We start from the raw sequence: 24,722 nt of genomic DNA on the forward strand, positions 1-24,722 counted from the left end.
ATTGTGGCGGTCTTTTTTTGTAATGGGTACCGTTATTGAATTTATTCGATACGGAATACCGGGTATCTCATATATTCCGGCTCCTGGTAGCGGGAATGCTGATAAATGAATTCCAGTTGCGCATGTCCGTCTGCCGCAAACTTGGGATCGCCCTTTCTTTTTTGTTCCAGCGCTTTCAATAGTTCGGGATTTTCACGGATCAGTTGTGCTGCCTCATCTTCGAAAACATAATCGCTGAAATGCTCCTTCTGCTGCAGGATCGCATCAAAATAATTCCAGGCGAAAAAGGCGTCCGGTGCATCAGGTTCCAATGTTTCCACCAGGTAGCGCTTCGCGGTTTGCTGTAACGGTATCAGGTAGTCGCCTTTCAGGCATTTCACTTTTTCCCGGGCAATGGAAAATGTTACTTTGGTATGCAGGTAATGTCCTTCAAAAGGTTTTTTCACTGTTTCATAATCCTGAATCCGGTAAACCGTAAGCTCCATAAGGGTGTCCTGCTCAAGCGGAATCATATCCACACCATTGATGCGCAGCCTCAGCGCCACTTCCTGCCAGCCTCCGGGCAACACATAGTATTGCGGTGCGGTGGCCGTTTTAGCAGGAGCATATTTATTGTAGAAGGGAACCTGTTTCGTATAAGGTTTGCTGCGGTCGTAATACAAACGCTGCACGCCCGATACGTCGCTCGGTTTATAAGCGGCTTCATAGCCTTTGAACGAGATTCCCGTTTTCAGCGCGGTATCTGTTTTCCAGTCTGTAGTGAAGTCTTTTTGCTCCTGCACCCATTTCCGGTCCATCTCGCGGACGCCTTTTATTGCTTCTGTATGTGTGCCTGCAAAATAGATAAATGCACGCATGAGCGTATAAGTAGCGTTTACACGATCGGCATAAGCCTTGAGCATATGCGTTTCGGGAACGAACGCAAAAGTCTGGAACAGGCATGCGTAACCGCTGGCAAAACGTGGTGGTTCGTAGAACTGTTCCCAGCCTCTATCCGGTGTATTGCCCCAGTGGTTTACATAAGGTACGAGATCATATCCGGCTTCCTTCATCAGAGCATATATCCCCGGCTCAAAGACATTGCTCAGAAATCTACCGGTGTAATATCCCTGTTTGCGCGCATTGGGTGTCAGTAAGGTCATCACATGCTGATAGTCGGCACCGTTGCTCACATGGTTGTCGATAAAAATATCCGGATCCAGGTTGCGGAACAGCTTTACCAGGTTGCGAGTTTCTTTCGCATCCATCTTAATGAAATCACGGTTCAGGTCCAGGTTCTGCGCATTACCCCTGAAACCGTATGCTTCAGGTCCGTTCTGATTGGCCCGGCTGTAACTGCCGCGGTTCAGCATTCCTCCCGTATTGAATACGGGTATTACGGCCAGCACCACGTTATCCGGTACCTGTATCTTACCGGTTGCGGCATCGCGCAGCAGCATCATGCTTGCGTCGATACCGTCCGGCTCACCCGGATGGATACCGTTATTGATCAGCAGTACCAGTTTTTGCTTACGCTTCCATTCGTTTACATTGAATGTACCGTCTGCGCTGTAATACACCACATGTAAGGGCACATCGGCATCCGTGCCGCCAACGGTCTGCATGCGGATACTTTTGTAAGTGTCGTCCAGTTGCTCGTAATACGAGATGAGTTGGTCATAGCTGGCAGATTGTCTGCCTGCAGACGCTTCGAAAGGAGTGGTGAATGTCTGGGCAGGTGCACAGAGGCTTTGGAGCAGCACGGCCAGTGCTGCTGACAGTTGTTTGCGGTACATGTAATGTTCTTGATGGAATTGAAGATAGCGAATGTTTCGCTTCAGACGGGTGGAAAAGCAAGGACCATCCCGGGAACGGAACAGTCCTGTTGTTTGTTTTGTTTTCAGGGCAGGGCCCGGGGACTCAGCGACGGTTCAGGTCATATACCTGTTTATAATATGGGTGTGGAATAAGCATAGGAATGAGGCAGTATCGGGTATATGTTCCGCGAAGCATCCGGTAAAGCAGCAGCAGCGCACGGAAACTTTTTCTGCGCGGCAGCAACAGCAGTTCCCTTACCCGGGCCGGGGCGAGCCATGCCTGTACCTGGCGCATGATTCCGTAACGGAGCGGATGCAATTGCCGTTTGTATTGCAGGAACAGGTCACTGCTGAAAATGCTGCATTCGAGGTTGTTGTGCAGATGGGCGGTCCGCTGCTGCAGCCAGGCCTGATAATTACCCGGAAGTCCGCGAATATGCATGCGTCTTCCCATTTCCGCAAATACGGTGAAGACCTCTTCTTTTTCAGCAGCCGTCATCCTGCGTTCCAGCAACTCAAATGCGGCAATCGAATAAAAGATCAGCAGGTACAGCACATCACGGTAAGCCCACTCCGGGATACGCTGGCCGCGGTTTTCCTCTACGTTTTTATGAATGGCATTGATCTGGTCGATGGCGGTGTTTGCACTGTCCGTATCCATAAAAATGATGCGGTGGGCATAAGTAACAGTCGAGAACATCCTGCCCAGCGGGTCTTTCGGGAGTTTGCCCGTAAAGTACAGCCAGTCTACCTCTTTGTTCAAAGCAAATTCCGCGGCTGCTCCGGCGAAGATGAACAAAACCAGGTCTGCCTGGCCCCATATTTTTCTGACAATCGAGTCCTGAGCTACAAAATTCTGTCGCATGGTTATGAATTGTTGTTTAAAAGGGAGCGGGGGAAGCGGAAAGATGCTCCCCCCTTGCCCCTGCGTATTTATGCTTTCTGTTTTTCCAATGAATACCAGTCGATCTTCCGCGAGTAATACATAATGACCGCCAGCACGACGAATAGTCCCACGCTGCCAAACAGCAAAGCGAGGTCTTCCAGCTGTATGAGCACAAGAATGTAAGCGTAGAGCAGTGCCAGAGCGCCACCGAATGAAAATCCGATACCCGGACTTTTGAACACACTCCATATATAACATGCGATGAGGCTCGCGGTGGCTGCGGCTGAAAGTATATAAGCAAAGTTGAACCCGATATATTCCGTGAAGGAAAGCAGCAGTGTGTAGAACACGCAAAGCGCCATGCCTACCAGGAGGTATTGTAATGGATGCACCTGGCGCCTGCGCAATATTTCCATGAAGAAGAATACCGTAAACGTGAGACCGATGAACAACAGCGCATATTTTACGGCTCTCTGTGTTTTTGCATATCCGTCTGCGGGGCGGATGAAACGTACCCCGAAGCCTAAAGCATCCACGTTTACCGGCTGATCTGTGAGCAGGGTGGGTATGCCACTTGATACCTGGAGCACGTTCCAGTCTGCTGTAAATCCCTGTTCCGTGGGCTTTACAGATTCGGACGGAAGGAACTTGCCTTCGAATGAAGGATGTTTCCAGGGAGAGCTTACGGTTACCTTCGTGTTTTTGCCGAGCGGAATAAAATTCAGATCGGTCGATCCGCGCAGCTTCAGCGATAACCCTACGTGTAACGGTTCTTTTCGATCCCAACTGATTGGTTTGCTGAGACCTGTATGTACGAATCCGTTTGCCGGCATACCGGCATCCATATCCAATTCCGTATTATTCAGTACACCATGTATATCTTCCACCAGTCCGCGCACATCGCTCACGCCCATCAGGAGCCTGACCTCATTCTCATAAACCGATTGTGGCAGTATGCCTGCTTCCAGCAGGTCGGCGGGTTTAAAATCAGCTTCCAGGCTCAGGTTCGTTGTGTACAACAATACTTCGTAAATGCTGCGATGGCGTGTTTCGGTATTTACGGTGCTGTGTATCCGGAGCTGGTCCGGCATAATGAACGCAAATTTCTTTACGTTGATCACGCTTTTGTCCGGCCGTACTTCCTGCGCGAGATAGGGAACCATCACCAGCGGACCTTTGATAGTTTGCGAAGCAGCCCATTTGCTGCTTACTTCATCGGTTACCTCCTGTTGCCGTGACTGGCGTTCATATACAAGGTCCCTGATAAATGCTGCAGGTATCAGCATAATCAGTGTGAGTGCGGCCAGCAGGATACTTTTGATCAGCAGGCGGTTGTTTTCCCAGAAGGAAGGTGTCCGGTCTTTGGAAGGAATGTGTGTGTCCATCGTTTTTTGTTTTTTATTTTAAAAAGTACTTTGAAATACAAAGTAGTTGGGTAAAAAAATTTAGTTCAGGCTTCGGATGATTTTTTCGAGCGCGTCGAGGTGCGAGCGGAAAGCTTTTGCACCTGCCGGTGTAATCGAATAGGACGTATTGGTCTTGCGGCCGATAAATCCTTTCTCGACTTTAATGTACTTATTGTCTTCAAGCGTTTTCAGATGTGTAGCCAGGTTACCGTCTGTCGCATCCACAAGCGTTTTCAGCTCGTTGAAATTCATCGAGTCGTTCACCATCAGCGCACTCATGATTCCTATGCGCAGGCGGCTGTCAAACACTTTATTCAGCTGATCTATTTCGCGTTTCATTCCTATGCACCGGTTGTTATGACCGGCGGTCGTATTTATTCCACATAATAATGCCGTACACAATATGCATCAGCCCGAAGCCAAATCCCCAGAAGTACAGGCCCAGATCGGGGGCGAACAGGCAGATCGCACCCAGCAATATTTCGATAAGGCCAAGATAGCGAATATCATCCAGAGTGAATTTGCCCGCGTTGTACAGGCCCAATCCGTAAAACAGCAGACAGGCGGGAGCTACATACTCCATATGATTGTTGTGCAGAAATGCCAATACCATTACCGCGCCGGCAGCTACCGGTATGGCCAGTCCGTACAGAAAGCGGCGTGACGCAGGCCCCCATATATCCGCGTTTTGTTGTCTTACTTTTCTGAGCGTAAACAGAAATGCGCCGCTCAAAGCCAGAACAAACACGGTGATGCCCAAATAAAAAAGCTGGTTGCGCAGATCCAGATACGCAGCCTGATCAAAACCACCGCGCTCGTTGTATTGACGGTAATAATTGTTGAGCTGTGCGTGTGCGATGATGCAGCCGGAGGAGGCCATCAGCCCGGCCCATACGCCACTCCAGCCGCTCAGCGAAAGGAAACGTGTAGAGCGTTCCATGATTCCCCTGATCTCCGAAAGGGCTTCCAATTGTTCAAGGGGAGATTGATCTTTTCTCATAAAAAGCACTTTGCAATACAAAGTAAATGCGTATGACGCAGAAAATCAAAAAATGAATTGTTGTCTTTTTCTTAAAGTCCCGGGATGTCTTTTTCGTGCTATCATTTGCAATAATCGTGCTACAAAACGGAAGCGATGGGCTGTAACGTTGTAACAGACATCAAAAATCAACAAAAATGGCACAACAAACCCCAACTTTCAAGCCGCAGTACGATAACTATATCGGCGGCAAATTTGTAGCGCCTGTGAAAGGCGAATACTTCGAAAATATTTCTCCCGTTACCGGCAAAGTATTTACCAAAGCGGCCCGTTCCACAAAAGAGGACATAGAGCTGGCACTTGATGCAGCGCATGCTGCGTTTCCCTCCTGGAGCAAAACACCCGCGGCTCAGCGAAGCAATATCCTGTTGCAGATAGCGCAGGTGATAGAAGATAACCTGCAGTACCTGGCAACAGTGGAAACAATCGACAATGGTAAGCCGATCCGTGAGACGATGGCTGCCGACCTGCCGCTGGTGGTGGATCATTTCCGTTACTTTGCCGGCGTGATCCGTGCAGAAGAGGGCGCAATCGCAGAGCACGACGAGCATACCGTGAGCATTGTCCTGCATGAACCTCTTGGCGTGGTGGGACAGATCATTCCCTGGAATTTTCCGTTGCTGATGGCCACCTGGAAGATCGCACCGGCCCTCGCTGCCGGTTGCTGTACCGTGGTAAAGCCTGCCGAGCAAACACCCACCTCCATTATGGTGTTGCTGGAACTCATAGGCCATTTACTGCCCGCCGGTGTGCTCAACGTGGTTACCGGTTTCGGACTGGAAGCAGGTAAGCCGCTCGCACAATCACCGCGCATTGCAAAAGTTTCTTTCACAGGAGAAACGACCACAGGCCGGCTGATCCTGCAATACGCATCTGAAAACATCATCCCCGCTACAATGGAACTGGGCGGTAAATCACCCAACATTTTCTTTGAATCGGTGGGCGATGCAGATGACGAGTTCTTCGATAAAGCTGTTGAAGGTGCGGTAATGTTTGCGCTGAATCAGGGCGAGATCTGTACCTGTCCTTCGCGCATACTCGTGCACGAAAAGATTTACGATAAATTTATTCAGCGCGTGATCGAGCGTACAAAGGCGATCAGATCCGGCAATCCGTTGGATCCTGCCACCATGATCGGAGCGCAGGCTTCCAACGACCAGTATGAGAAGATCCGTTCCTACCTGAAGATCGGTAAAGAAGAAGGCGCGGAAGTGCTCACCGGAGGAGATGTGAATGAGCTCTCGGGCGAACTCAGCGGCGGTTATTATATCCAGCCAACGATTTTCAAAGGGCACAACAAAATGCGCATCTTCCAGGAAGAGATCTTCGGACCTGTGGTATGTGTCACTACATTCAAAACAACCGAGGAAGCAATCGCGATTGCAAATGATACGCTGTACGGACTTGGTGCGGGTGTCTGGACGCGTGACGCGCACGAGTTGTACCAGGTTCCGCGTGCGATACAGGCAGGGCGCGTATGGGTGAACAATTATCATGCATACCCGGCACATGCTCCGTTCGGCGGTTATAAAAAATCAGGCTTCGGACGCGAGACGCACAAAATGATGCTCGAACATTACCGTCAGACGAAAAATATGCTCATTTCGTACAGTAAAAACAAGCTTGGCTTCTTTTAGGGAGCACAAGGTGCAATAGGTCTGGCCGGCGCTGCCATTAGCGCCGGCCTTTTTTCTTCTCTTAATGACAATCGAAATGACGGCACGTGTACTGATTACCGCAGAAGCCTCGGCTGTGGTATCCCGGCTCAAAGAGCAATATGGGGCATTGATGTTTCACCAGAGTGGCGGTTGCTGCGACGGTTCATCGCCTATGTGTTTCGAACAGGGGGATTTTAAAGTGGGTGGGAGCGATGTATGCCTCGGCGTTATCGACGATTGCCCTTTCTGGATGAGCAGGGACCAGTTTGCCTACTGGCAGTATACCCAGCTTACGGTAGATGTTACAAAAGGCCGCGGTGCGAGTTTCTCCCTGGAGATACCGTTGGGGCTGCGCTTCATTATTCACAGCCGCGTGTTCAGCGACGCAGAGCTTGCCGACCTCGAGCCTTTGCGTTATACTGATGACGATTAGCTGTTCAGCTGCTGGTATTGCTTGGGTGTGATGCCTTCGTAGTGTTTGAAGATGCGTATAAAATAATTGCAGTCGTCGAATCCGGCCTCGTAAGACACATGCTTGATGTAAATGTCCTGATTCTTCAGCAGTCTCTTAGCCAGCTTGATCCGCTCCAGGATAATGAATTCCATAGGGCTCACGCCCAGCTCGCGTTTGAACATCCTGTATAAAGAAGTCGTGCTCAGACAGGCTGTACGGGCGAGCAGTTTCAGATCTATTTTTCCCGAAATATTGCTGCGTATCAATCGTGTTAACTCGGAAATCACTGTGCTTTTAGCAGCAGATTCAGAGCCTTCAAGCGCCTTCATCGTCTGACTCTGTGTGATTGTGATGAGCAGTTCCTGTAAAGCCAGATCCGCCATTACATCCTTGGTGATGCTCGTACTCTGACAGATACGGACCAGCTTGTTCAGGGTCTGGGCCATTTCCTGGTTATTGTAAAAGAAGAAATTACGGTCGTCCAGCTGCCAGTAATTGTCTCTTCCGTCCCTCGGATATTTTTCATTCAGCAGTTGCAGGGTAGCCTCGATCTTGCGGTTGTCTATTGCGAGCGCCAGACACTGTGTCGGCTTTTCCATCTGTGCCTCCGGGAAATCGATCTTCATTTCCACGTTTGCCGGTACGATCACCGATTCTCCCGGGAGGTAATCGAAGCCCGGATCGCCGAACAGGTGCATCACCTTCTTACCTCTGAGCATGCTTGTCACAACAAGATCGTTGAACTTCAGCGCGACCTTATCCGATTTCTGGTAGGTCTCAAAAAGGTTCATTTCACAATGTTCCAGGTTGTAGATCGTGCGGTTTTCGATCAGCGTTTTCAGCGAGTATTCGCCGGATAAGGCAGGCGCAGCCGGAGCAACCTTAGAACGGGCCATAACAATAGCATTTGGACGTTTTCAAATATACTGAAAAGCATCCGGCTTTAATCCGGGGTATCGGCTAAGAAAGTGATCTTAACGAATGGAAATAAGCAGCGCTGTGCAGCAGGCGGCTTCCATACCAGCTGAAGAGTTCTCCGTCGACCAGGGTAATGCGGGCTTCCGGTACGATTTCCTGCAATTCGGCAATATGCTTTTCTTTGAAAGGGTAGGGCTCCGATGACAGGAACACGCGATCCGGCTGCGCATTGCGGATATCAGCAGCACACAGTTCCGGGTAGCGGGATAGCGACGCAAATGCATTCTCCCATCCACCGGCGCGCAGCATCTCATCTATAAACGTGTCATTGCCGGCTGCCATCCAGGGATCCCGCCAGATAAAATAAGCCACCCGTTCTCTTCTCTTCGGATCGTTGCCGACATGGATATTAGCGAATGACGCTGCTATGCGGGCAGCCAGCGCATTTGCCTGTTCGGCACGGCAAACGAGTGCACCAACCGAACGGATCATCTCCAGCGCATCCGGAAGCGTTCGGATATCACTGATCCACACCGGTACGCGTTCCGCCAGCCATTCGATTTCTGCCTGTGTATTTTCTTCTTTATTCGCGATGATAAGGTCCGGGTTAAGGTTCAGGATCTGCTGCAGGTGCAGCTTCTTGGTACCTCCGATCCTTTGCTTGCTGCGGAACCATTGATCTGGATGAATGCAGAACTTCGTGATCGCAATTACTTCTTCGTCCAGTCCGAGACTATACAAAAGTTCCGTTTGGGAAGGTACAACCGATACAATGCGTCCGGGACATTCCGGTACGGTAAGCCTGCGATGCATCATATCTGTCACCAGCATTCCCATGTATCAGCGAAACCGTTTGTACAGCAACAGGATAAAGAAAGACAGGATCAGGTTCAGCGGGAACAGCGCCTGGCCGAAGATACGTGCCGGACTGTCGTAGCCACCAAAATACATCAGCGCAAGACAGGCAATGCTCAACCCCACGTAGCTCATAGCGGTCCATTTACGCATCGTGCATATGAGGAATGCCGCAATGGTAAAGGAGAGCGAAGCCAGAGGCGCAAGCCAGTCGCGCTGAGACAGCGGAGTAGGGTACAGTGTGACAACTGCAGCTATAAATAATACCAGATGAAACAAAGCCGCCAGAGGAAAAAGGATCGGCGGCTTTGTGAAAAACGTTTTCAGGGAATTGCTCATGCTTATTTCGAGAACGCGTTGATGATATCGTATTTCGTGAGGATATGGTAATCGCCGCTTTCGTCTCTTGCAAGGATACCACCATTGTCTTTATTGATGAACTGGGCAAGATGATCCACACGCGTGTCCATGGATACGACCGGCATTGCGGCTTCCATTACGGATGCAATACTGCGTTCTTTGAGGTCCGCATCTTCCATCAGTTTTTTGAACAGGCCGTTTTGCGTCACGCAACCTTTCATTTCGCTTCCTTCCGTTACCGGGATCTGCTCGATGTCATATTTTTTCATCATGGCCATCGCATCAGCCACGGTTTCGTTTACACCGATGGTGACGAGGCGGCGGCGACCCAGTCCGCCAATCAGGTCTTTCACCGTTTCCACATCCAGGAATCCGCGCTCCAGCATCCATTCATCGTTATAAATTTTGCCCACATAGCGGCTGCCGTGGTCGTGGAAGATCACCACCACGAGATCGTCTTTTGAAAGCTGCGCTTTCAGTTGCAGCAATCCTGCAATCACCGATCCCGCGGAATAGCCCACGAAAATGCCTTCTTCTTTTGCGATACGGCGCGCCATTACGGCTCCATCCTTATCGGTAACTTTCTCAAAATGATCGATCACATTACGGTCGTAGTTCTCCGGTACGAAGTCCTCACCGAATCCTTCCGAGATGTAAGGATGCACTTCCTTCATATCTATCTCACCGGTATCGAACCATTTTTTCAGCAGGGAACCATACGTATCGATCGCCCACATTTTTACGTTGGGATTCTGTTCTTTCAGGTATTGGCCGATACCCGTAATGGTACCACCTGTTCCGGAAGCCACAACCACATGGGTTACTTTACCATCAGTCTGGTTCCAGATCTCCGGACCCGTCTGCTCGTAATGCGCGAGGCGGTTCGCGAGGTTGTCGTATTGATTGACGTACCAGGAGTTCGGTACTTCTTTCGCCAGGCGTTTAGATACGGAGTAATAAGAGCGCGGATCTTCCGGTTCTACATTCGTCGGACAGACGATCACCTCGGCACCCATCGCTTTCAGGATATCTATTTTTTCTTTGGATTGCTTGTCGGTAGTGGTAAAGATGCACTTGTATCCTTTGATGATCGCTGCAATGGCAAGTCCCATACCGGTATTACCCGAAGTACCCTCGATAATGGTGCCGCCGGGCTTGATTTTACCCTCCTGTTCCGCCACTTCCAGCATTTTCAGCGCCATGCGGTCCTTGATGCTGTTTCCCGGATTGCCATACTCGATTTTGGCGTATACCGGGCAGGGCATTCCGGCTACAACGCGGTTCAGACGGACCAGCGGAGTGTCGCCGATAGTTTGCAGGATATTGTCAAAAACTTTGTGCATAAACTTTTATTAAATGTGCTGCGAAAGTAGTCATTTTCTTACTTTTGATAGATACAAGTTATGGTCGAAACCGTATATGAAGCACAGACTTGATTTTAATTCAGGATTCATGAAATTTCTGTCTTCGTTAGCTTTGGGCTCCGTTTGCTGTTTCAGTGCAGCCGCCCAGAAATGCGAGGGCTACCTCTTAATGCAGGCGGGCAAGACCGTCACGATGACCCATTATAACCGTAAGGGAGAGCCGAACGGAAAAGTTGTCTACAAGATCACGGGCGCAGAGAATAATCAGGGGGCACTCACATCCACCGTCAGTTCGGAAGTGTTTGACAGCAAGGGAGGTATTCTTTCGTCGGGAACTTCCAACGTGCAGTGTACCGGTAATGCTTACCGGGCAGATGTGCACCTCGTGATGAGTCAGCAGCAGGTGAAGCAATTGCGGAACTTCAACGCAACGGGAGATTTTTACGTAGATTATCCTGTGAACATGAAGGTGGGCGATGTACTGAAGGATGCGCAATACACATTACAGTCCACGAACTCGGAAGGTATTGTAACAGAAATGAATGTGGCGATCGAAGAGCGGACGGTATTGGCAGAGGAGCAGGTAACTACCGCGGCAGGCACCTGGAACTGTTTTAAAATAAAAGCACACATTACATTTAAAGCCCAGGTTGGTGGTCTTTCGATACCTCTGAGCGTAGATAACATGGAATGGTTTGCTCCCGGGGTGGGCGTTGTGCGGAACGAAGCCAAATCGTACCGTTCAGAACTTACCTCTGTCGAGTAAGCACATCCGCTAACTAAAAACAAACACGCCGATGACCATTACACAATTAGAATATGCGGTGGCCGTTGCCACTTACCGCAGTTTCGTTGCGGCAGCAGAAAAATGCTACGTGACGCAACCAACGCTGTCGATGCAGATCCAGAAGCTTGAAGAAGAACTGGGCATCAAGCTGTTCGACCGTAATAACCGTCCTAATACCGTTACCGCGATCGGTGCGCCGATCATCGAGCAGGCGAAAGTGATCCTGTCCGAATGCGAAAAGGTATTCGAACTGGTGAAGAGTACCCAGGGCATCGTTGCCGGAGTGTTCAAACTCGCGGTGATCCCTTCCGTTGCTCCTTACCTCATGCCCGGCCTGATCGAGCGCTATGCTTCCGACTACCCGGATGTGAAGCTGAAGGTAAAAGAAATGGAAACCGAGCAGATCCTCACCGCTTTACGGCATAATGAGATCGATGCGGCAATTGTGAGCACACCGCTTCAGGAAAGCGGCATACAGGAATATCCTCTGTTCTACGAACCTTTTGTCGGGTACTTTCCGGAAGGCTCGCCCGTACTGAAAAAGAGAATGATCCTCCCCGCAGATATTGATATGGAGAAATTGCTGCTGCTGAATGAAGGGCATTGCATGCGCAACCAGGTACTGGACCTGTGCAGTGAGCATCTTCAGGAGTTGCAGACCAATAAGCCATTCCAGTACGACAGCAGCAATGTGGATACCCTTCGGAAAATGGTTGATCGCGGAAAAGGGATCACTATCCTTCCTGAGCTGGCAGTGAGCGATTTCAACGAAGACCAGCAGGACAGAGTGCGCTACTTCGAAGAACCGGAACCGGTACGTGAAGTGAGCCTGGTAACCAACAGCCAGTTCGTAAAGGTATCGCTGCTGCAAAGCATGATCGATGAGATACTGGCGCTGGTGCCCGAAAAAATGCGCGCACAGACAAAGAAAAGGAAGATACTGCGTATTCAGTCTTCCCGTTTAGGATAAGCTTAGGAACATACATAAATGACTATAACAGACAGGAAGCAGGCACCGGCCATTCACGATGCCATAGAATTTGATTACCGTCTCCCTCCGCTGCAGACCGCGGTATTGGACAATGGCGTTCCGCTCTATTGGCTCAATGCCGGCGTACAGGATGTGGTGGAGATCAACTGGGTATTCCCGGCAGGGCTCTGGTATGAGGAAAAGCCTGCGGTAGCCCATGCAAGCGCAGGTTTGCTGAAAAGCGGCACCCTGCAGCAAACTGCCAACCAGATCAACGAATCACTCGAATTTTACGGCGCCAACCTGAAAGTACACGCCGGTAACGACTATATCACCCTTACGCTCGACACACTGACGCGGCATCTGCCGGCAATACTGCCGATCGTCGCGGAAGTAATGGCCGAAGCGCAATTCCCGCAGCACGAACTGGACCTGTATCAGAATAACGCAATACAGCGCCTGCTCGTGAGCCAGCGCGAATGCGATTTCGTCGCCAATCAGAAGATCGATGCAATGCTGTTCGGTGCCGATCATCCTTATGGCCGCTACAGTCGTAAAGAAGCGATCGAGGCCCTGCAATGCGAAGATCTGCTGGCCTTTCACCGCCGGCACCTGGGCTTCTCCGGACTGAAAATGTTCATGGCCGGTAAAGTAGGTGATCAGGAAGTGCAGCTGCTGAACAGGATTTTCGGATCAGTTGCGATACAGGGTACCGTAAGCACACCGCAACATGCGATTGATGCGGCAACCGAACGGAAAGTGTTTTTCTCCAACGATCCGAACGGAGTGCAGGGTGCAGTGCGCATCGGCCGCCGGTTTATCCGCCGTACGCATCCCGATTTCGCTGGGGTAGTGGTACTCAATACGGTTTTCGGAGGCTACTTCGGCAGCCGCCTGATGAGCAATATCCGCGAAGAGAAAGGCTTTACTTATGGTATCTACAGTTCCGTCGGCGCATTTGCCGAAGATGCATCGCTGATCATTCATACCGAAGCCGGTCGCGATGTACTCGAACAGACCGTAACGGAAGTGTATCATGAAATGGACCGTCTGTGCCGGGAACCTGTGGAAGCGGAAGAATTGCTGCTCGTAAAAAACTACCTGCTTGGCAATATCCTCGGCGATCTCGACGGACCGTTCTCCATTATGCAGCGCTGGCGCTCCCTGATCCTGAACGGATTCGGAATAGAACGTTTCAATGCGAACATTGAAACCTATAAATCCATTACGGCGGATGAGCTGCTTACACTCGCGCAGCGCTACCTGGATAAAAAAGATTTTTACGAACTCGTGGTAGTCTGACCACAAAAGATAGTACATGAACCTGTTTACACAACAATTCCCGAATAGCAATAACTTCTTCCTGATGGCCGGCCCCTGTGCCGTGGAAAGTGAGGAAATGGCGTTTCATATTGCGGAACGCGTATCCGTAATCTGCCGCCGTCTGGGCATCAATTATATTTTTAAAGGGAGCTACCGCAAAGCCAACCGTACGCGCCTGGACAGTTTCACGGGCATCGGTGATGAGCGCGCGCTGGAGATACTGCAAAAAGTGGGTAAATCATTTTCGGTGCCCACCGTCACGGATATCCATGCCGCCAATGAGGCAGATATGGCTGCGGCTTATGTGGATGTATTGCAGATCCCCGCATTCCTGTGCCGGCAAACGGATATACTGGTAGCTGCGGCAAAGACAGGTAAAGTGGTAAATGTAAAGAAAGGACAATTCCTTTCTCCGGATGCGATGCAATTTGCGGTGGATAAGATCCGCCAGAGCGGCAACGATCAGGTGATACTCACCGATCGCGGTACGACGTTCGGTTACCAGGATCTGGTGGTGGACTATCGTTCGTTCCCCATAATGAAGGCAATGGGTGTACCTGCCGTAATGGACTGTACGCACTCTTTGCAGCAACCGAACCAGACAAGCGGCGTTACCGGCGGTAACCCTGCCATGATCGAGACGATAGCGCGGGCGGCAATTGCTGTGGGCGCAGACGGACTCTTCATCGAAACACATCCCGATCCGAAAAATGCAAAATCCGATGGTGCCAACATGCTGCACCTCGATGCGCTGGAGCCCCTGCTGGAAAAGCTCGTAGTGCTGCGCAGAGCGGTGAATGAAATTGGATCATAAAAGCGAGGCCGGATATCATATCCGGCCTCGTTCATTATTGTACGATGAGTTTTCCCGTGCCCGTCAGCCTGTTATCCTCGTAGACCGTGTAGAAGTACAGTCCCGGCGCCCAGCCTGCAATGCTGATTTTGGTTTCGCCGCTGTTTAAAGAACTGCTGTGGACGGTCTGACCTACAAGATTACTCACCTGAAGCCGGTAACCCGTTTTTGCAGAAAAGCTTCCGATACGCATCGTTATATGATCCTGCGCCGGATTCGGCAACAGCGTATAAATACCGCCGGTTTGCTCTTCCTTTATTCCTGTTGGCAGCCAGTCGCAATCGGGAGCTGTTTTGAAATCGTAAAAGCCGATTGCCCCGCTGTCGATGCAACGTAAGCCGGCATAGTGCGAAATGCAATCGGTAATGTGATAGCAGGGCGTACTGCTGATACAACTGTTCCAGGGAAAGGGGCGGGTAGTGTGTCCTATTCCTTCGATGATCACCCCTTGAAATGCATAGCTGAGTGAGCCGCTGCCGTTTGAGACGAACATCTTTTTAAGATTGATTCCATTGATGGTTACGGTTTGTACCGAATCGACCACCACGCTGATCGGGCAGGCCACAGTATCTGTCCGGGACAGGTTCTGCGGCATTCCGTAAATCGACCATCCTTCACCGGCTTTTTTATTGAAGTCGTAGAGCACGGTAAACTTCTTCGTAACGGGGGACAGGAGATAAACAACGCCCGCCTCTTCATAAGTGATAAAGCCGGATCCGAGGGCCAGTCGCGAAGTATCCGTTGAGGCAGCGGTCATATTTCTGATGAGCGTGCACCGGTGACCGTCGACAGTGAAGGTGTCTGTGGCTTTGAAGGTCGTTATAAAATGATCTTTCGGGTTCCATGCATCGCCAATGGCGAGGTATTTCCATTTCATGCCGAGAGGCGCCCAGGTCTGAGCCTTGCAGGGTGGAATGCTGATAAGCAATGCACAACAGAGTAGTAATAAAGGTTTCATAGGGTGATGATTGATGATTTAAATGTATGAAAAGATTTTTATACAAAAAGTCTGTCAGGTATTTTATTTGGCAAAATGATGCGCTTTGTTTCAAATCTGGTGGTAGGCGCAGGAATCATCGGACAAAAAATACGTGCCTAATGGCCGATGGCAGCTAATGGTTTTCCGCCGGGAAAGGAAATCTTCAGACATGTAATAAAATATTTTACAAATAAGTCATAAGTAAAATAGAATTCCAGTGAATAAAGAAATATTTGTATGCATACTTGTCAGGCTAACTGAACGATCCTACTTTCGTTGCGTTGCAATGATTTTGTAACTGCATCAGGGGTAACGTTATCAAGCCCTATTTTCCTTCCACGACCAATCAGACCTGCATAAAAGATGAAACAGCCACCAACCGTATAGCTGCTTCAACCTACTGCTATGCACGACTTTGTATTTTTTTGTACAGTAGCCAAGGCTGACCTGCATTTTTGTAACTATTGCTCAGGTTTGAGGATACATCGCGCACAGTGAAATTACCGTGGGCTGCCTGTTAGGGCAGGTATGCAATTGTGTTTATTTTTTACGATACCGTTCCTAAAATAAGTATACCGTTCCTGAGTTAACGTTGGCAATAAGATAGACAATTGTATACGTTTGAATCTGTGCCCGGCTTAAATGCAGCTGTCAGTATTTCATTAAATGCAATAGTAAGACGGGAATTGTTTTGCCTGAAAGATCGATGGGCCTACCGGAGGATGCAGCCGGAATTTTTAAACGACTTAAAACAGAATTTTTTTTTTATGAAGAAGACAATGCCCACAATCGCAAGTATGCTGTTTATACTCGTCTTTTTTTTATCACACCATTTCCTCACCAACGGCTGGTTGAATCATGTAAATGAAGGGATGCTCTATTATCCTGTTGTTGCCCGGGCCATCGAGTACCTGATCGGGGCATTACTCTTCAAACGCATATTCAGACCGGAAAAAATATATTTTTCCGGTCTGCAGTTATTCCTGTTCGAGATCGCGTTCACTGCGGGTATCGCAGGATTTATAGCTTTCATGGACGATTCCGCCATTTTCTTTCCGCAGTTTTTCCCGTTTCACACCCTTATTGACGGATGTATTGTATGGGCGGTATTGGGTAAAATGAAAAGTAACCGGATGCGTGTAGCGTTGATCGTATCGGGGTTTGCATTATCGCTTGTAGCCGAACGTTTACTGACGTATCATTTTTTCCACATGACTCAATCGAATCCCGACCATACGATACGCAAGCTTAATCCCTTGCGCTACCGTTTCGTAGACTCCGGAACAATTCAGATTCCCAATGCGACCAAAAAGTATTTCGTGGTAGTCTTTTCTTTCAATGAATGTCTGCCCTGCCGTCAGATGAATCCTTTGGCCGAAGATCTGTGTCTTAAATTTTCGTCAGATAAAATAGCCGTAGTGAAAATAAACCCGCTGAACACTATAGCAGAAATACTAAATGAAGAGAACGGTACTGCATGCCTGAAAACACTGGTGCCGGATGATACAGCAACATTCAATGCCCAAATCCGCAACAAAATAAACGGAATGCCGCTGTTGCTCATCGTCGACAGCGGCGGGCGTATTTTGTATACGCACGACGGCTATGTCTTTCGCGAGCGCGACCTGGTATTCTCAGCCATAGAAAAAATACTTACGCAGTAAAGTTTGCTCCTGTGTTGTCCGCTGCTGCATCTTAACGAATGATTGGCAGTTGTAATACCTGTTTGGTTCAGTTATTGATAAGCAAAAAATAACCAAATCAAATACAGACTTTATGACGAACGCAAGCGAAAAAGGGCATTTGCGGAATGCCACCGCCTTCACCGAACTGGTAGCCATATGCTCTTCCCTGGGCGCATCCTACCGACCTTCCAATCCGCTGCTGGCATTGACAGCACTGGGCAGCCAGAGCAACGCTGCCACCGAATCCGTAAACAGTGTCATGGCCCTGCTGAATGATTACTACAACGCCGTAAACCTGCGGCAATCCGGCTTCGCTGAGCTGGCCACCTTAAGCAGCCGTATACTCAGTTACTTCCGCTCCTGCGGAGCCTCCGAAGAACGCATCAACGACCTGAAAGCGTACCACAAAAAATTGCAGGGCAGCACACGGCGTAAGCCTTCCACCGCAGCTCCGGTTCCTGCAGACAACCCGGAACCCGCTGCACAGCGCGTTATCAGTACTTCGCAGCTTTCTTACGACCAAAAGTCGCAGCATTTCCTGTCTATGATCGACATCCTGATGAAAGAACCCCTGTACAGTCCGCTGGAGGATGAACTTACGGTGGCGCAGCTCAGCGAAAGACACCGGCAGTTGCTCGCTTCCTCTGCCGCAGTACAGACCCAAAAGCGACTGCTGGACAATGCCCGCGCGCTGCGGAATGAATTGCTCTATAATAAAAGCAGTGGTGTGGCAGATGTAGCCAGGGCGATCAAACAATACCTCAGGGCAGCTTTCGGAGAGCAATCTGCAGCCTGGAAACAGGCTGTACGCCTGAGTATCTCCAAACCCCGAACAAAGTAAAGCCCCGGTTGCTCCGTATCCCGACGAGAAGTAAGCGCCTGCACTGTAGCAGGCGCTTTTTATTTGCGTAGTGTTATGCGCGCCAGACAAGTGCTTTGTTACAATGCCGCTCCGTATGTGTTCAACGAGCATGCGCAATACTTCAATGACTATGCGGATTTATTGAATGAGCATCCGCAGTTGTTTAAATGACATCCGCATTTGTTCAATGAGTTTGCGCAACGCTTGGAAGGCTACCCGTAATTGTGCACTTGGCATACGGATTGTTACACTGAGCTTCAGCGATGGTACAACGAGCGTGTGGTCATGTATACTGAGCGTGTGGAGTTATTAAATGAACTTTAATAAATGTGCACGGCAATAGATGTTGTTTATACTCTTCCAACACCGGGCAGCTACAACCCCTGAACCTTTCGATGCATGAACAAAAGCGTTGTTTACACCCTTCAAACTAAAGGCAGCTACAACGGAGGCGATGCGCGTTGCGTTCGAACGAAAGTTGTTTATACCCTTCCAACTAGGGGCAACTACAACCGACCTATTTAAAAGACACCCGCTACCGTGGTTGTTTATACCCTTCAAATTAGAGGCAGCTACAACTAAGTATGGATTTATTAACATGTGCAGGATTGTTGTTTATACCCTTCAAATTAAGGGTAGCTACAACTCCGGTTCTACAATCACTTTCAAGGATTCAGTTGTTTATACCCTTCAAACCAGGGGCAGCTACAACGTTTTTTGTACTGTTCACAAGATTTTACCAGTTGTTTATACCCTTCAAACTAGGGGCAGCTACAACTCACTCCCGAACAGAATGTAATCGTATTGTGTTGTTTATACCCTTCAAACTAGGGGCAGCTACAACTTTTACTGACGCCGAGCATGACTTTTTTTAGTTGTTTATACCCTTCAAACTGGGGGCAGCTACAACCTTGTCGGCATGAATGATATCCAGTTTCCAGTTGTTTATACCCTTCAAACTAGGGGCAGCTACAACCTTATGAATGGATACTGCCGTCGCATGCGGTTGTTTATACCCTTCAAACTAGGGGCAGCTACAACTGGTACGACGGTACAAACTATAACGCTGTTGTTGTTTATACCCTTCAAACTGGGGGCAGCTACAACGTATCGCACAGAGTCCCTGTTCGACATGGCGTTGTTTATACCCTTCAAACTGGGGCAGCTACAACCAAGTACTGTGCGCACTGAAAGATGTGTATGTTGTTTATACCCTTCAAACCAGGGGCAGCTACAACGGTTCGGGCGGAGGTTCGGGACAAGATAAAGTTGTTTATACCCTTCAAACTGGGGGCAGCTACAACCAGGGCTGATTATATTCAATTACACGCAAAGTTGTTTATACCCTTCAAACTGGGGGCATCTACAACGGGATTTTCTCATAGCGCAATCTAAAAGACGTTGTTATACCCTTCAAACCAGGGGCAGCTACAACAGGTTGTCGAAAATAGCAGACCGTCCGTGGGTTGTTTATACCCTTCAAACCAGGGGCAGCTACAACGGTATCGAAATCCGGCATGCCGGTGATATAGTTGTTTATACCCTTCAAACTAGGGGCAGCTACAACTTTTCCGGAACAAGCTACGGTCACTCCTTAGTTGTTTATACCCTTCAAACTGGGGGCAGCTACAACTAACGAACTAAAATCAAACGGATATGTCAAGTTGTTTATACCCTTCAAACTGGGGGCAGCTACAACAGAAAACACTTCCCGAATTGTACAAGCGGTGTTGTTTATACCCTTCAAACTGGGGGCAGCTACAACCTCTTAAAAACAAAATACACTAAGTATGTTGTTGTTTATACCCTTCAAACTGGGGGCAGCTACAACCGGGAATATATTTTATCAATTACTAAACCCGTTGTTTATACCCTTCAAACTGGGGGCAGCTACAACCGACTGTCTTATGTATGCGATGTGGAATCTGTTGTTTATACCCTTCAAACTGGGGGCAGCTACAACGTTTCCCGGATGGACTACCGGCAAGCCAGCGTTGTTTATACCCTTCAAACTGGGGGCAGCTACAACATCCTTCGCCCGGAAATATTGAGCGCATCAGTTGTTTATACCCTTCAAACTGGGGGCAGCTACAACTGTGTCGAAGTTGCCACCGTGGAAAAAATAGTTGTTTATACCCTTCAAACTGGGGGCAGCTACAACTCATGCAGCTTAGGTCCGAGTCTAGCCGCGGTTGTTTATACCCTTCAAACTGGGGGCAGCTACAACACGTTTTGGTGTAAGCCAGCTTTATCGCTGGGTTCCGTGTGTTTCTCGCATTTTAGAACGAACTAAATTGGAGACACGGCAAGTTTTTTCCTTTTTTTTACGCTTGCCTCTGCAGTTTCATGGCTACAGCAAACGTATTGAAAATACGCACAACCATTTTTTCTCTGTAAAAATTTGCGGCAGAGGTTAGTAAAGGAAGACAAATCAAAAACGCGATAATCAGGGTCATACATTTGTTGAATTGATAATGAAAAATAACACCGACCAGTAAGAGCACTAACCACAATGTGAGCAGTAATGCCAGATTGCGCAGGAAAAAATAGATACTCTGGAAGCTTTTCGCGGGAGTTATTTTGTCCGCGAACTCGAGATAATGATATGCGTAGTCAAACAGTTGACCGCCATTAAGGCGTTCTTCGTTGAATTGGTTGTCAATTTGGGCAAAAACTGCTTTAATGTTTTCCGGGTTTTTGGTAACAATGATATCTACCGGTGACATAATTATTTTTTTGTACCATTTTTTGTTGCTTAGCGAAAAGCTGATACGGTGGAGCAGCAGTCCCAAACACAAAGCAACAATAGTAAATACCAAACCGTCTGCAAATTCTCCAATACTTGTAAAAAGTTGCAGGCTTTCCGGCACTAATTGCAGCGCAATGTAAGTGCCTGCTACTCCGGGCAGGAAGTAGGAGAGAAATTCGTAGATAGATAGCTTGTCCATCGCTTCTTAATTTAAAGTTGTTGTATAATCGACTTTATCGTTCTTTCATAGGCATCTGCAATCTGCAGTGCAAATTTCTCGCTTTCTACAAATCTGATCCTTTTTTCCATTGTTTGTTTCTGTGGAAATTGGTTATGGCTAAACGTATTTCGTGTCATAAGGAGAAAGTCACGATCGTCGGTATTGATCTTATTTTCAGATAAAAGCCATTCCAGATAGTGTTTATGCTGGATATGGTTTTTGCCGGACTTCTGAAGGCTGCTTGTACTGTTTAGGAAATCATTTTTGTGTCTTGTAATGATGGCCTTTTCCAGTTCGAATATTGATCCGAAAACAATATCTCTGCCTTTGTTATAGGCTCCCAGTTCCAGTTTGAGCTTCGTGAGCGGGATCACTGATTCCGGGAAATATTCAAACAGTTCGGGTAGTCGCTTATCGTGGAGATATTTTTTTAGTACGCTGTAATCTTTTCTCTTGCGCTCCTCCGTTATCATTTTAACGATACTCGTCCGTTCATTTATGTTTTTTGTGCCGTCGGGAGAAAAATAGAGCTTGCCTTCGATAGATTGCTTTATGGTTTCTGTTTGATGCAACAGTCTACCAATGTCGCGCAAGCGGCAATTCGGCACATGACTCATTTTTTCAAACATCAGGAGCATCAGCATATCCTCCTCCTGTATCAACCGTATTTCTCTTTCGGTGATCTTGATACGCAAGGCTGCTTTTTTCCGGACATCAATCACTGTTAAGTTTTGCTTTGGCTTCTGCTCTCTTTTAAGGCGGGCTGTTTTGTTTTTGATAATGGCGGACACAGTTGTTTCCGGTAGGTAATCTTCAAATTTTTCTTTGGTATTGACCTGAAAATTCAAGGTGATATCTTCAAATTCGTAGGCTCTTACGGCAGCATAAAAAGATTGTGTCTCATCTTGTCTTGTGTGTTTCCACCAAAGTCTGAATAGTTTGCTGTAATTATCTTTAGAGTCAAATGAGATACCGCTTGCCGACAAGGATTTTTGTAATGCCACTTGCAGAGCGTCGTCAAACAGGTTTGTGGGTAGGTCTATTGGTTTCTTTCTATCTGTTTTCTCTTTCCCTTCCATAATATACCGAAACCATTCACTTAACTGATGTTCCGGTCGTGCAAGGCGATTGATAGACACAGGAAGTTCACTTAAGTTATCCGGAAGTCCGACACGCGTCATCTTTTTCCGCTTTTTCTCGTCAAACTTTGAAATATAAAATTGTGTTTGCATCCAGGAAACATCTTTTTCTGTTTTTTTCTGTCCAACCAAGATCATTTTTTTGCCTTTTTCTTCAAGGTAATTCTGGTACAGTTCTTTGGTATACCGAACATCCTGAAAGCGTACTTTATGCAAAAAGGGATGGCCTCCTTTGTCATAAAGTTTCAGATCGTCTTCGAGTATTTGTCTAAGCAGAGCTTTCTTTTCCTGGTCTGCATATAGTGCGATACATTCCTGTATTTTATCATAATAGAAGGAAGTGATTTTTTTCTTCTTCTCCGGATCAATGATCATATCCACAATGTCCTTGGCCACAAATGTTGCCATTTCCCCTATTTTAGGAATCTTTCCTTCGCCGGTTTCCTCTTGTTTTTTTAAGGCATGTAATCTGTCTTTACAGTCTTTTTTCATGAGTTTAATCCTGTCGGAAACCGCTCTCTCTGTGTCTACATTTTGTATATTCAGCCAATACGCCAATATTCTTTCAGGGATTTGCTTATCATTAAGCCCCTCCTCTTGTAGGAGGTCGTTGAGTGCTTTTTTTCTGGCCCTGAGCTCTTCCAGCATTACGGGATTGTACGCCGCATGGTCTTCACCTGTTCTCTTTTTTCCCTCGCTTCGCTTGTAAAACACACTCAAATGTTTAAGCTTCGACTTTATAGATTCTATAAACTTCCAATTTAATATTTTGGAGTTACTGATGGTTAGGAACTCCTCAATGATCGTTTCTGCTTTTCCTCTATGTAACAGATCAAGCAGCAGAATTTTGGGTAATTCGTGAATGCTCAGGAATGCATCAATAACGGGTTGTTTTAATGCACCTTTTACCTGTTTGCCATTTTGGGGATTATAGGTAAATATTGGAAGCTGCTCACTAAGGGAAATACCGATTTTATTATTGTCAAAATTATAGTGCGGAGCAAACTGTCTGAATTTTAAATTTTGGGTTGATTTATTAATGGAACCCAATACGGTATTTTCTTCCTGCAGATCCTGCAGTCGCTTAAATGCTTTTGCGTCCTCTACTACTTCTCTTTCCGTTTCCTGCCCGGCCAATATCTTTGAATATTTGTCTAAAGTAATTTTGCCGAGATCAATCTGGAATCTGATCTTTTTAAAAGTCTCATTTATATCCAGATACTTTAAAGCGAAAAAGCTGAAACGGTTTTCCTGGCGCACTCTTTTGCTGATACTTTGAATATACGCTTCAAAGTCTTCCACAGAATCGGGAACACTGTTTTCAATTATGTTAAGAGCGTTTTGTATTTTGGGATGGAACTGTTCTTGTTCGGTTTCGGTAATTACATGGTACAGTTCTTTAGGACACTTACTCAATTCATTGATAAGATCTAATGAGAAAGCCTGCTTGATATTATCGCTTACAAATTTGTCATTAGGCAGTCGTAAGCAATACGCCATGAGCGCTTCTCTTTTGGCCAAAAAGGAATTTTTCTGGGTTCCTTTCAAACCAACAACTTTTCCTATGAATTGAAACGCGTTTTCCCTGTCGAGAAATAATGCAATAAGGAAGACCATGCCATCCTGTGTAATCGTATTGTCTGCATTGACTAATATCGTTTTAGATGCCAATTCGAAATCTTCAGCAGACAACACTTCTTTGAAGCGCTGTTGGGAATATTGGATACCATGGTTAAAGCTTATTTCCAGAAGTTGTTTCAGTTCGGCAGAAACGGTTGTTATTCGGCTTGTCTCGGTTTCCCAGCCATAGTAGTGAGTGTAATTATTTCTGAACTCATTGATAGCTCTGAAAAGGTGACCTAATGCTTTAGAGAACATCTGTATGTTTTTACCTGAGTTTTCTGATTTCCCTTTTTCGGTCCCGGGAAGCGTTTCTGTGTCAAAGATTTTTGAAATGGTTAAGAATCTTCTGGTATAGTCAAAAATCACCCTCTCTTTTTCTTTGAAGGCTTTGGTGTTGTAATTAGTCAGAAAACTGTTGACAATCTTCTCTTCATCATCCAGAACAGCGACTTGCTGATTATTATATTTTATTTCAAACTTTTGTGCGATATGATTGCTGATGTTGTAAATGTTGAGTCTGGCCAGGTTGAGATACGAGCCAAAATATTCGGGGTCATTCGCAAGTGTCTTCTTGTTGTTTTTGTCTTCTTGCTCCTTATTAAAGGGTGTGGTATACTCCATAATGGGAAAATTTTAGGGGTAGTTAAATGAATTTAAGTTCCGAAAGTTATCAATTTTGTATTTTATTCATTATAATAATTTGTCTGCGTTGACTATTGATTGGTCCTCCACCTAAAGCGCAAACGATCTCCCCCAAATTCCCCCCAATTTGCCCTTGTGCTTTGCAGGCCGGAAC

The 24,722-nt window shown here is 47.5% G+C and carries 20 protein-coding genes and 1 CRISPR repeat array; of the genes, 8 read left to right on the forward strand and 12 right to left on the reverse strand.

The features are described from left to right. Nucleotides 1–41: 41 nt before the first annotated feature. The 5 genes from ABD846_RS01500 to ABD846_RS01520 all read right to left on the reverse strand — a co-directional run bounded on the left by ABD846_RS01500 (nt 42) and on the right by ABD846_RS01520 (nt 5,088). Nucleotides 42–1,775 carry a M14 family metallopeptidase gene (locus ABD846_RS01500; RefSeq protein ID WP_344821953.1) on the reverse strand — a complete coding sequence of 578 codons (1,734 nt, stop codon included), beginning with the start codon at nt 1,773–1,775 and terminating at the stop codon, nt 42–44. Between the two features lie 124 nt (nt 1,776–1,899). Beyond that, nucleotides 1,900–2,661 carry an oxygenase MpaB family protein gene (locus ABD846_RS01505; protein WP_344821955.1) on the reverse strand — a complete coding sequence of 254 codons (762 nt, stop codon included), beginning with the start codon at nt 2,659–2,661 and terminating at the stop codon, nt 1,900–1,902. 68 nt (nt 2,662–2,729) lie between these two features. Next, a complete protein-coding gene (creD, locus tag ABD846_RS01510; protein WP_344821957.1) occupies nt 2,730–4,067 on the reverse strand; it encodes a cell envelope integrity protein CreD in 1,338 nt (445 codons plus the stop codon). A 60-nt stretch (nt 4,068–4,127) separates the two neighbouring features. Next, a complete protein-coding gene (locus ABD846_RS01515) occupies nt 4,128–4,427 on the reverse strand; it encodes a winged helix-turn-helix domain-containing protein (protein WP_344821959.1) in 300 nt (99 codons plus the stop codon). 16 nt (nt 4,428–4,443) lie between these two features. Further along, entirely contained in the window at nt 4,444–5,088 is a 645-nt protein-coding gene (locus tag ABD846_RS01520; RefSeq protein WP_344821961.1) for a hypothetical protein, read from the reverse strand. Between the two features lie 176 nt (nt 5,089–5,264). On the opposite strand from ABD846_RS01520, the gene ABD846_RS01525 reads away from it, so the two are divergent. Both ABD846_RS01525 and ABD846_RS01530 read left to right on the forward strand, forming a co-directional pair. Further along, nucleotides 5,265–6,764 carry an aldehyde dehydrogenase family protein gene (locus ABD846_RS01525; protein WP_344821963.1) on the forward strand — a complete coding sequence of 500 codons (1,500 nt, stop codon included), beginning with the start codon at nt 5,265–5,267 and terminating at the stop codon, nt 6,762–6,764. Between the two features lie 64 nt (nt 6,765–6,828). Beyond that, nucleotides 6,829–7,218, forward strand: a complete 390-nt coding sequence (locus tag ABD846_RS01530; protein ID WP_344821965.1) for a DUF779 domain-containing protein — start codon at nt 6,829–6,831, stop codon at nt 7,216–7,218. On the opposite strand, the gene ABD846_RS01535 is transcribed toward ABD846_RS01530, so the two are convergent. The 4 genes from ABD846_RS01535 to ABD846_RS01550 all read right to left on the reverse strand — a co-directional run bounded on the left by ABD846_RS01535 (nt 7,215) and on the right by ABD846_RS01550 (nt 10,715). Continuing rightward, nucleotides 7,215–8,135: an AraC family transcriptional regulator gene (locus ABD846_RS01535; RefSeq protein WP_344821967.1), complete on the reverse strand. Its 921-nt coding sequence runs from the start codon at nt 8,133–8,135 to the stop codon at nt 7,215–7,217. The two genes, ABD846_RS01530 and ABD846_RS01535, sit on opposite strands and share 4 nt — an antisense overlap. Before the next feature lie 64 nt (nt 8,136–8,199). Then, entirely contained in the window at nt 8,200–8,994 is a 795-nt protein-coding gene (locus ABD846_RS01540; protein ID WP_344821969.1) for a helical backbone metal receptor, read from the reverse strand. A gap of 3 nt (nt 8,995–8,997) precedes the next feature. After that, on the reverse strand, nt 8,998–9,351 hold the full coding sequence (locus ABD846_RS01545; protein ID WP_344821971.1) for a hypothetical protein: 354 nt from the start codon (nt 9,349–9,351) through the stop codon (nt 8,998–9,000). 2 nt (nt 9,352–9,353) lie between these two features. Further along, nucleotides 9,354–10,715, reverse strand: coding sequence for a pyridoxal-phosphate dependent enzyme (locus ABD846_RS01550; protein WP_344821973.1), 1,362 nt, complete (start codon nt 10,713–10,715; stop codon nt 9,354–9,356). 109 nt (nt 10,716–10,824) lie between these two features. Between ABD846_RS01550 and ABD846_RS01555 the strand changes: the two genes are divergently transcribed. Genes ABD846_RS01555 through kdsA form a run of 4 tightly spaced genes read left to right on the forward strand, consistent with a single transcriptional unit; the run spans nt 10,825 to nt 14,630 of the window. Then, nucleotides 10,825–11,502 carry a TapB family protein gene (locus ABD846_RS01555; RefSeq protein WP_344821975.1) on the forward strand — a complete coding sequence of 226 codons (678 nt, stop codon included), beginning with the start codon at nt 10,825–10,827 and terminating at the stop codon, nt 11,500–11,502. A gap of 31 nt (nt 11,503–11,533) precedes the next feature. Then, nucleotides 11,534–12,493, forward strand: coding sequence for a hydrogen peroxide-inducible genes activator (locus tag ABD846_RS01560; protein ID WP_344821977.1), 960 nt, complete (start codon nt 11,534–11,536; stop codon nt 12,491–12,493). 18 nt (nt 12,494–12,511) lie between these two features. Next, nucleotides 12,512–13,795, forward strand: a complete 1,284-nt coding sequence (locus tag ABD846_RS01565) for a M16 family metallopeptidase (RefSeq protein ID WP_344821979.1) — start codon at nt 12,512–12,514, stop codon at nt 13,793–13,795. Nucleotides 13,796–13,811: 16 nt separating this feature from the next. Then, complete coding sequence (kdsA, locus tag ABD846_RS01570) at nt 13,812–14,630, forward strand: 3-deoxy-8-phosphooctulonate synthase (RefSeq protein WP_344821981.1); 819 nt, start codon at nt 13,812–13,814, stop codon at nt 14,628–14,630. A gap of 34 nt (nt 14,631–14,664) precedes the next feature. Here kdsA and ABD846_RS01575 read toward each other — a convergent pair whose 3' ends face one another. Continuing rightward, complete coding sequence (locus ABD846_RS01575) at nt 14,665–15,627, reverse strand: T9SS type A sorting domain-containing protein (RefSeq protein WP_344821983.1); 963 nt, start codon at nt 15,625–15,627, stop codon at nt 14,665–14,667. A gap of 788 nt (nt 15,628–16,415) precedes the next feature. On the opposite strand from ABD846_RS01575, the gene ABD846_RS01580 reads away from it, so the two are divergent. Together ABD846_RS01580 and ABD846_RS01585 are read left to right on the forward strand one after the other, a co-directional pair. Next, nucleotides 16,416–17,312: a TlpA family protein disulfide reductase gene (locus ABD846_RS01580; RefSeq protein ID WP_344821985.1), complete on the forward strand. Its 897-nt coding sequence runs from the start codon at nt 16,416–16,418 to the stop codon at nt 17,310–17,312. A 112-nt stretch (nt 17,313–17,424) separates the two neighbouring features. Then, on the forward strand, nt 17,425–18,174 hold the full coding sequence (locus ABD846_RS01585) for a hypothetical protein (protein ID WP_344821987.1): 750 nt from the start codon (nt 17,425–17,427) through the stop codon (nt 18,172–18,174). Nucleotides 18,175–19,397: 1,223 nt separating this feature from the next. Further along, a CRISPR array of direct repeats spans nt 19,398–20,422; the repeat unit is 36 nt; unit sequence GTTGTTTATACCCTTCAAACTGGGGGCAGCTACAAC. Between the two features lie 97 nt (nt 20,423–20,519). Here ABD846_RS01585 and csx27 read toward each other — a convergent pair. Next, nucleotides 20,520–21,143 (reverse strand): type VI-B CRISPR accessory protein Csx27, encoded by a 624-nt coding sequence (gene csx27 / locus ABD846_RS01590; RefSeq protein ID WP_344821989.1) that lies wholly within the window; start codon nt 21,141–21,143, stop codon nt 20,520–20,522. An 11-nt stretch (nt 21,144–21,154) separates the two neighbouring features. Beyond that, a complete protein-coding gene (gene cas13b / locus ABD846_RS01595; RefSeq protein ID WP_344821991.1) occupies nt 21,155–24,547 on the reverse strand; it encodes a type VI-B CRISPR-associated RNA-guided ribonuclease Cas13b in 3,393 nt (1,130 codons plus the stop codon). Nucleotides 24,548–24,722 lie beyond the last annotated feature (175 nt).

Source organism: Rurimicrobium arvi (genome assembly GCF_039540495.1).
GTDB classification, from domain to species: Bacteria; Bacteroidota; Bacteroidia; order Chitinophagales; family Chitinophagaceae; genus Rurimicrobium; species Rurimicrobium arvi.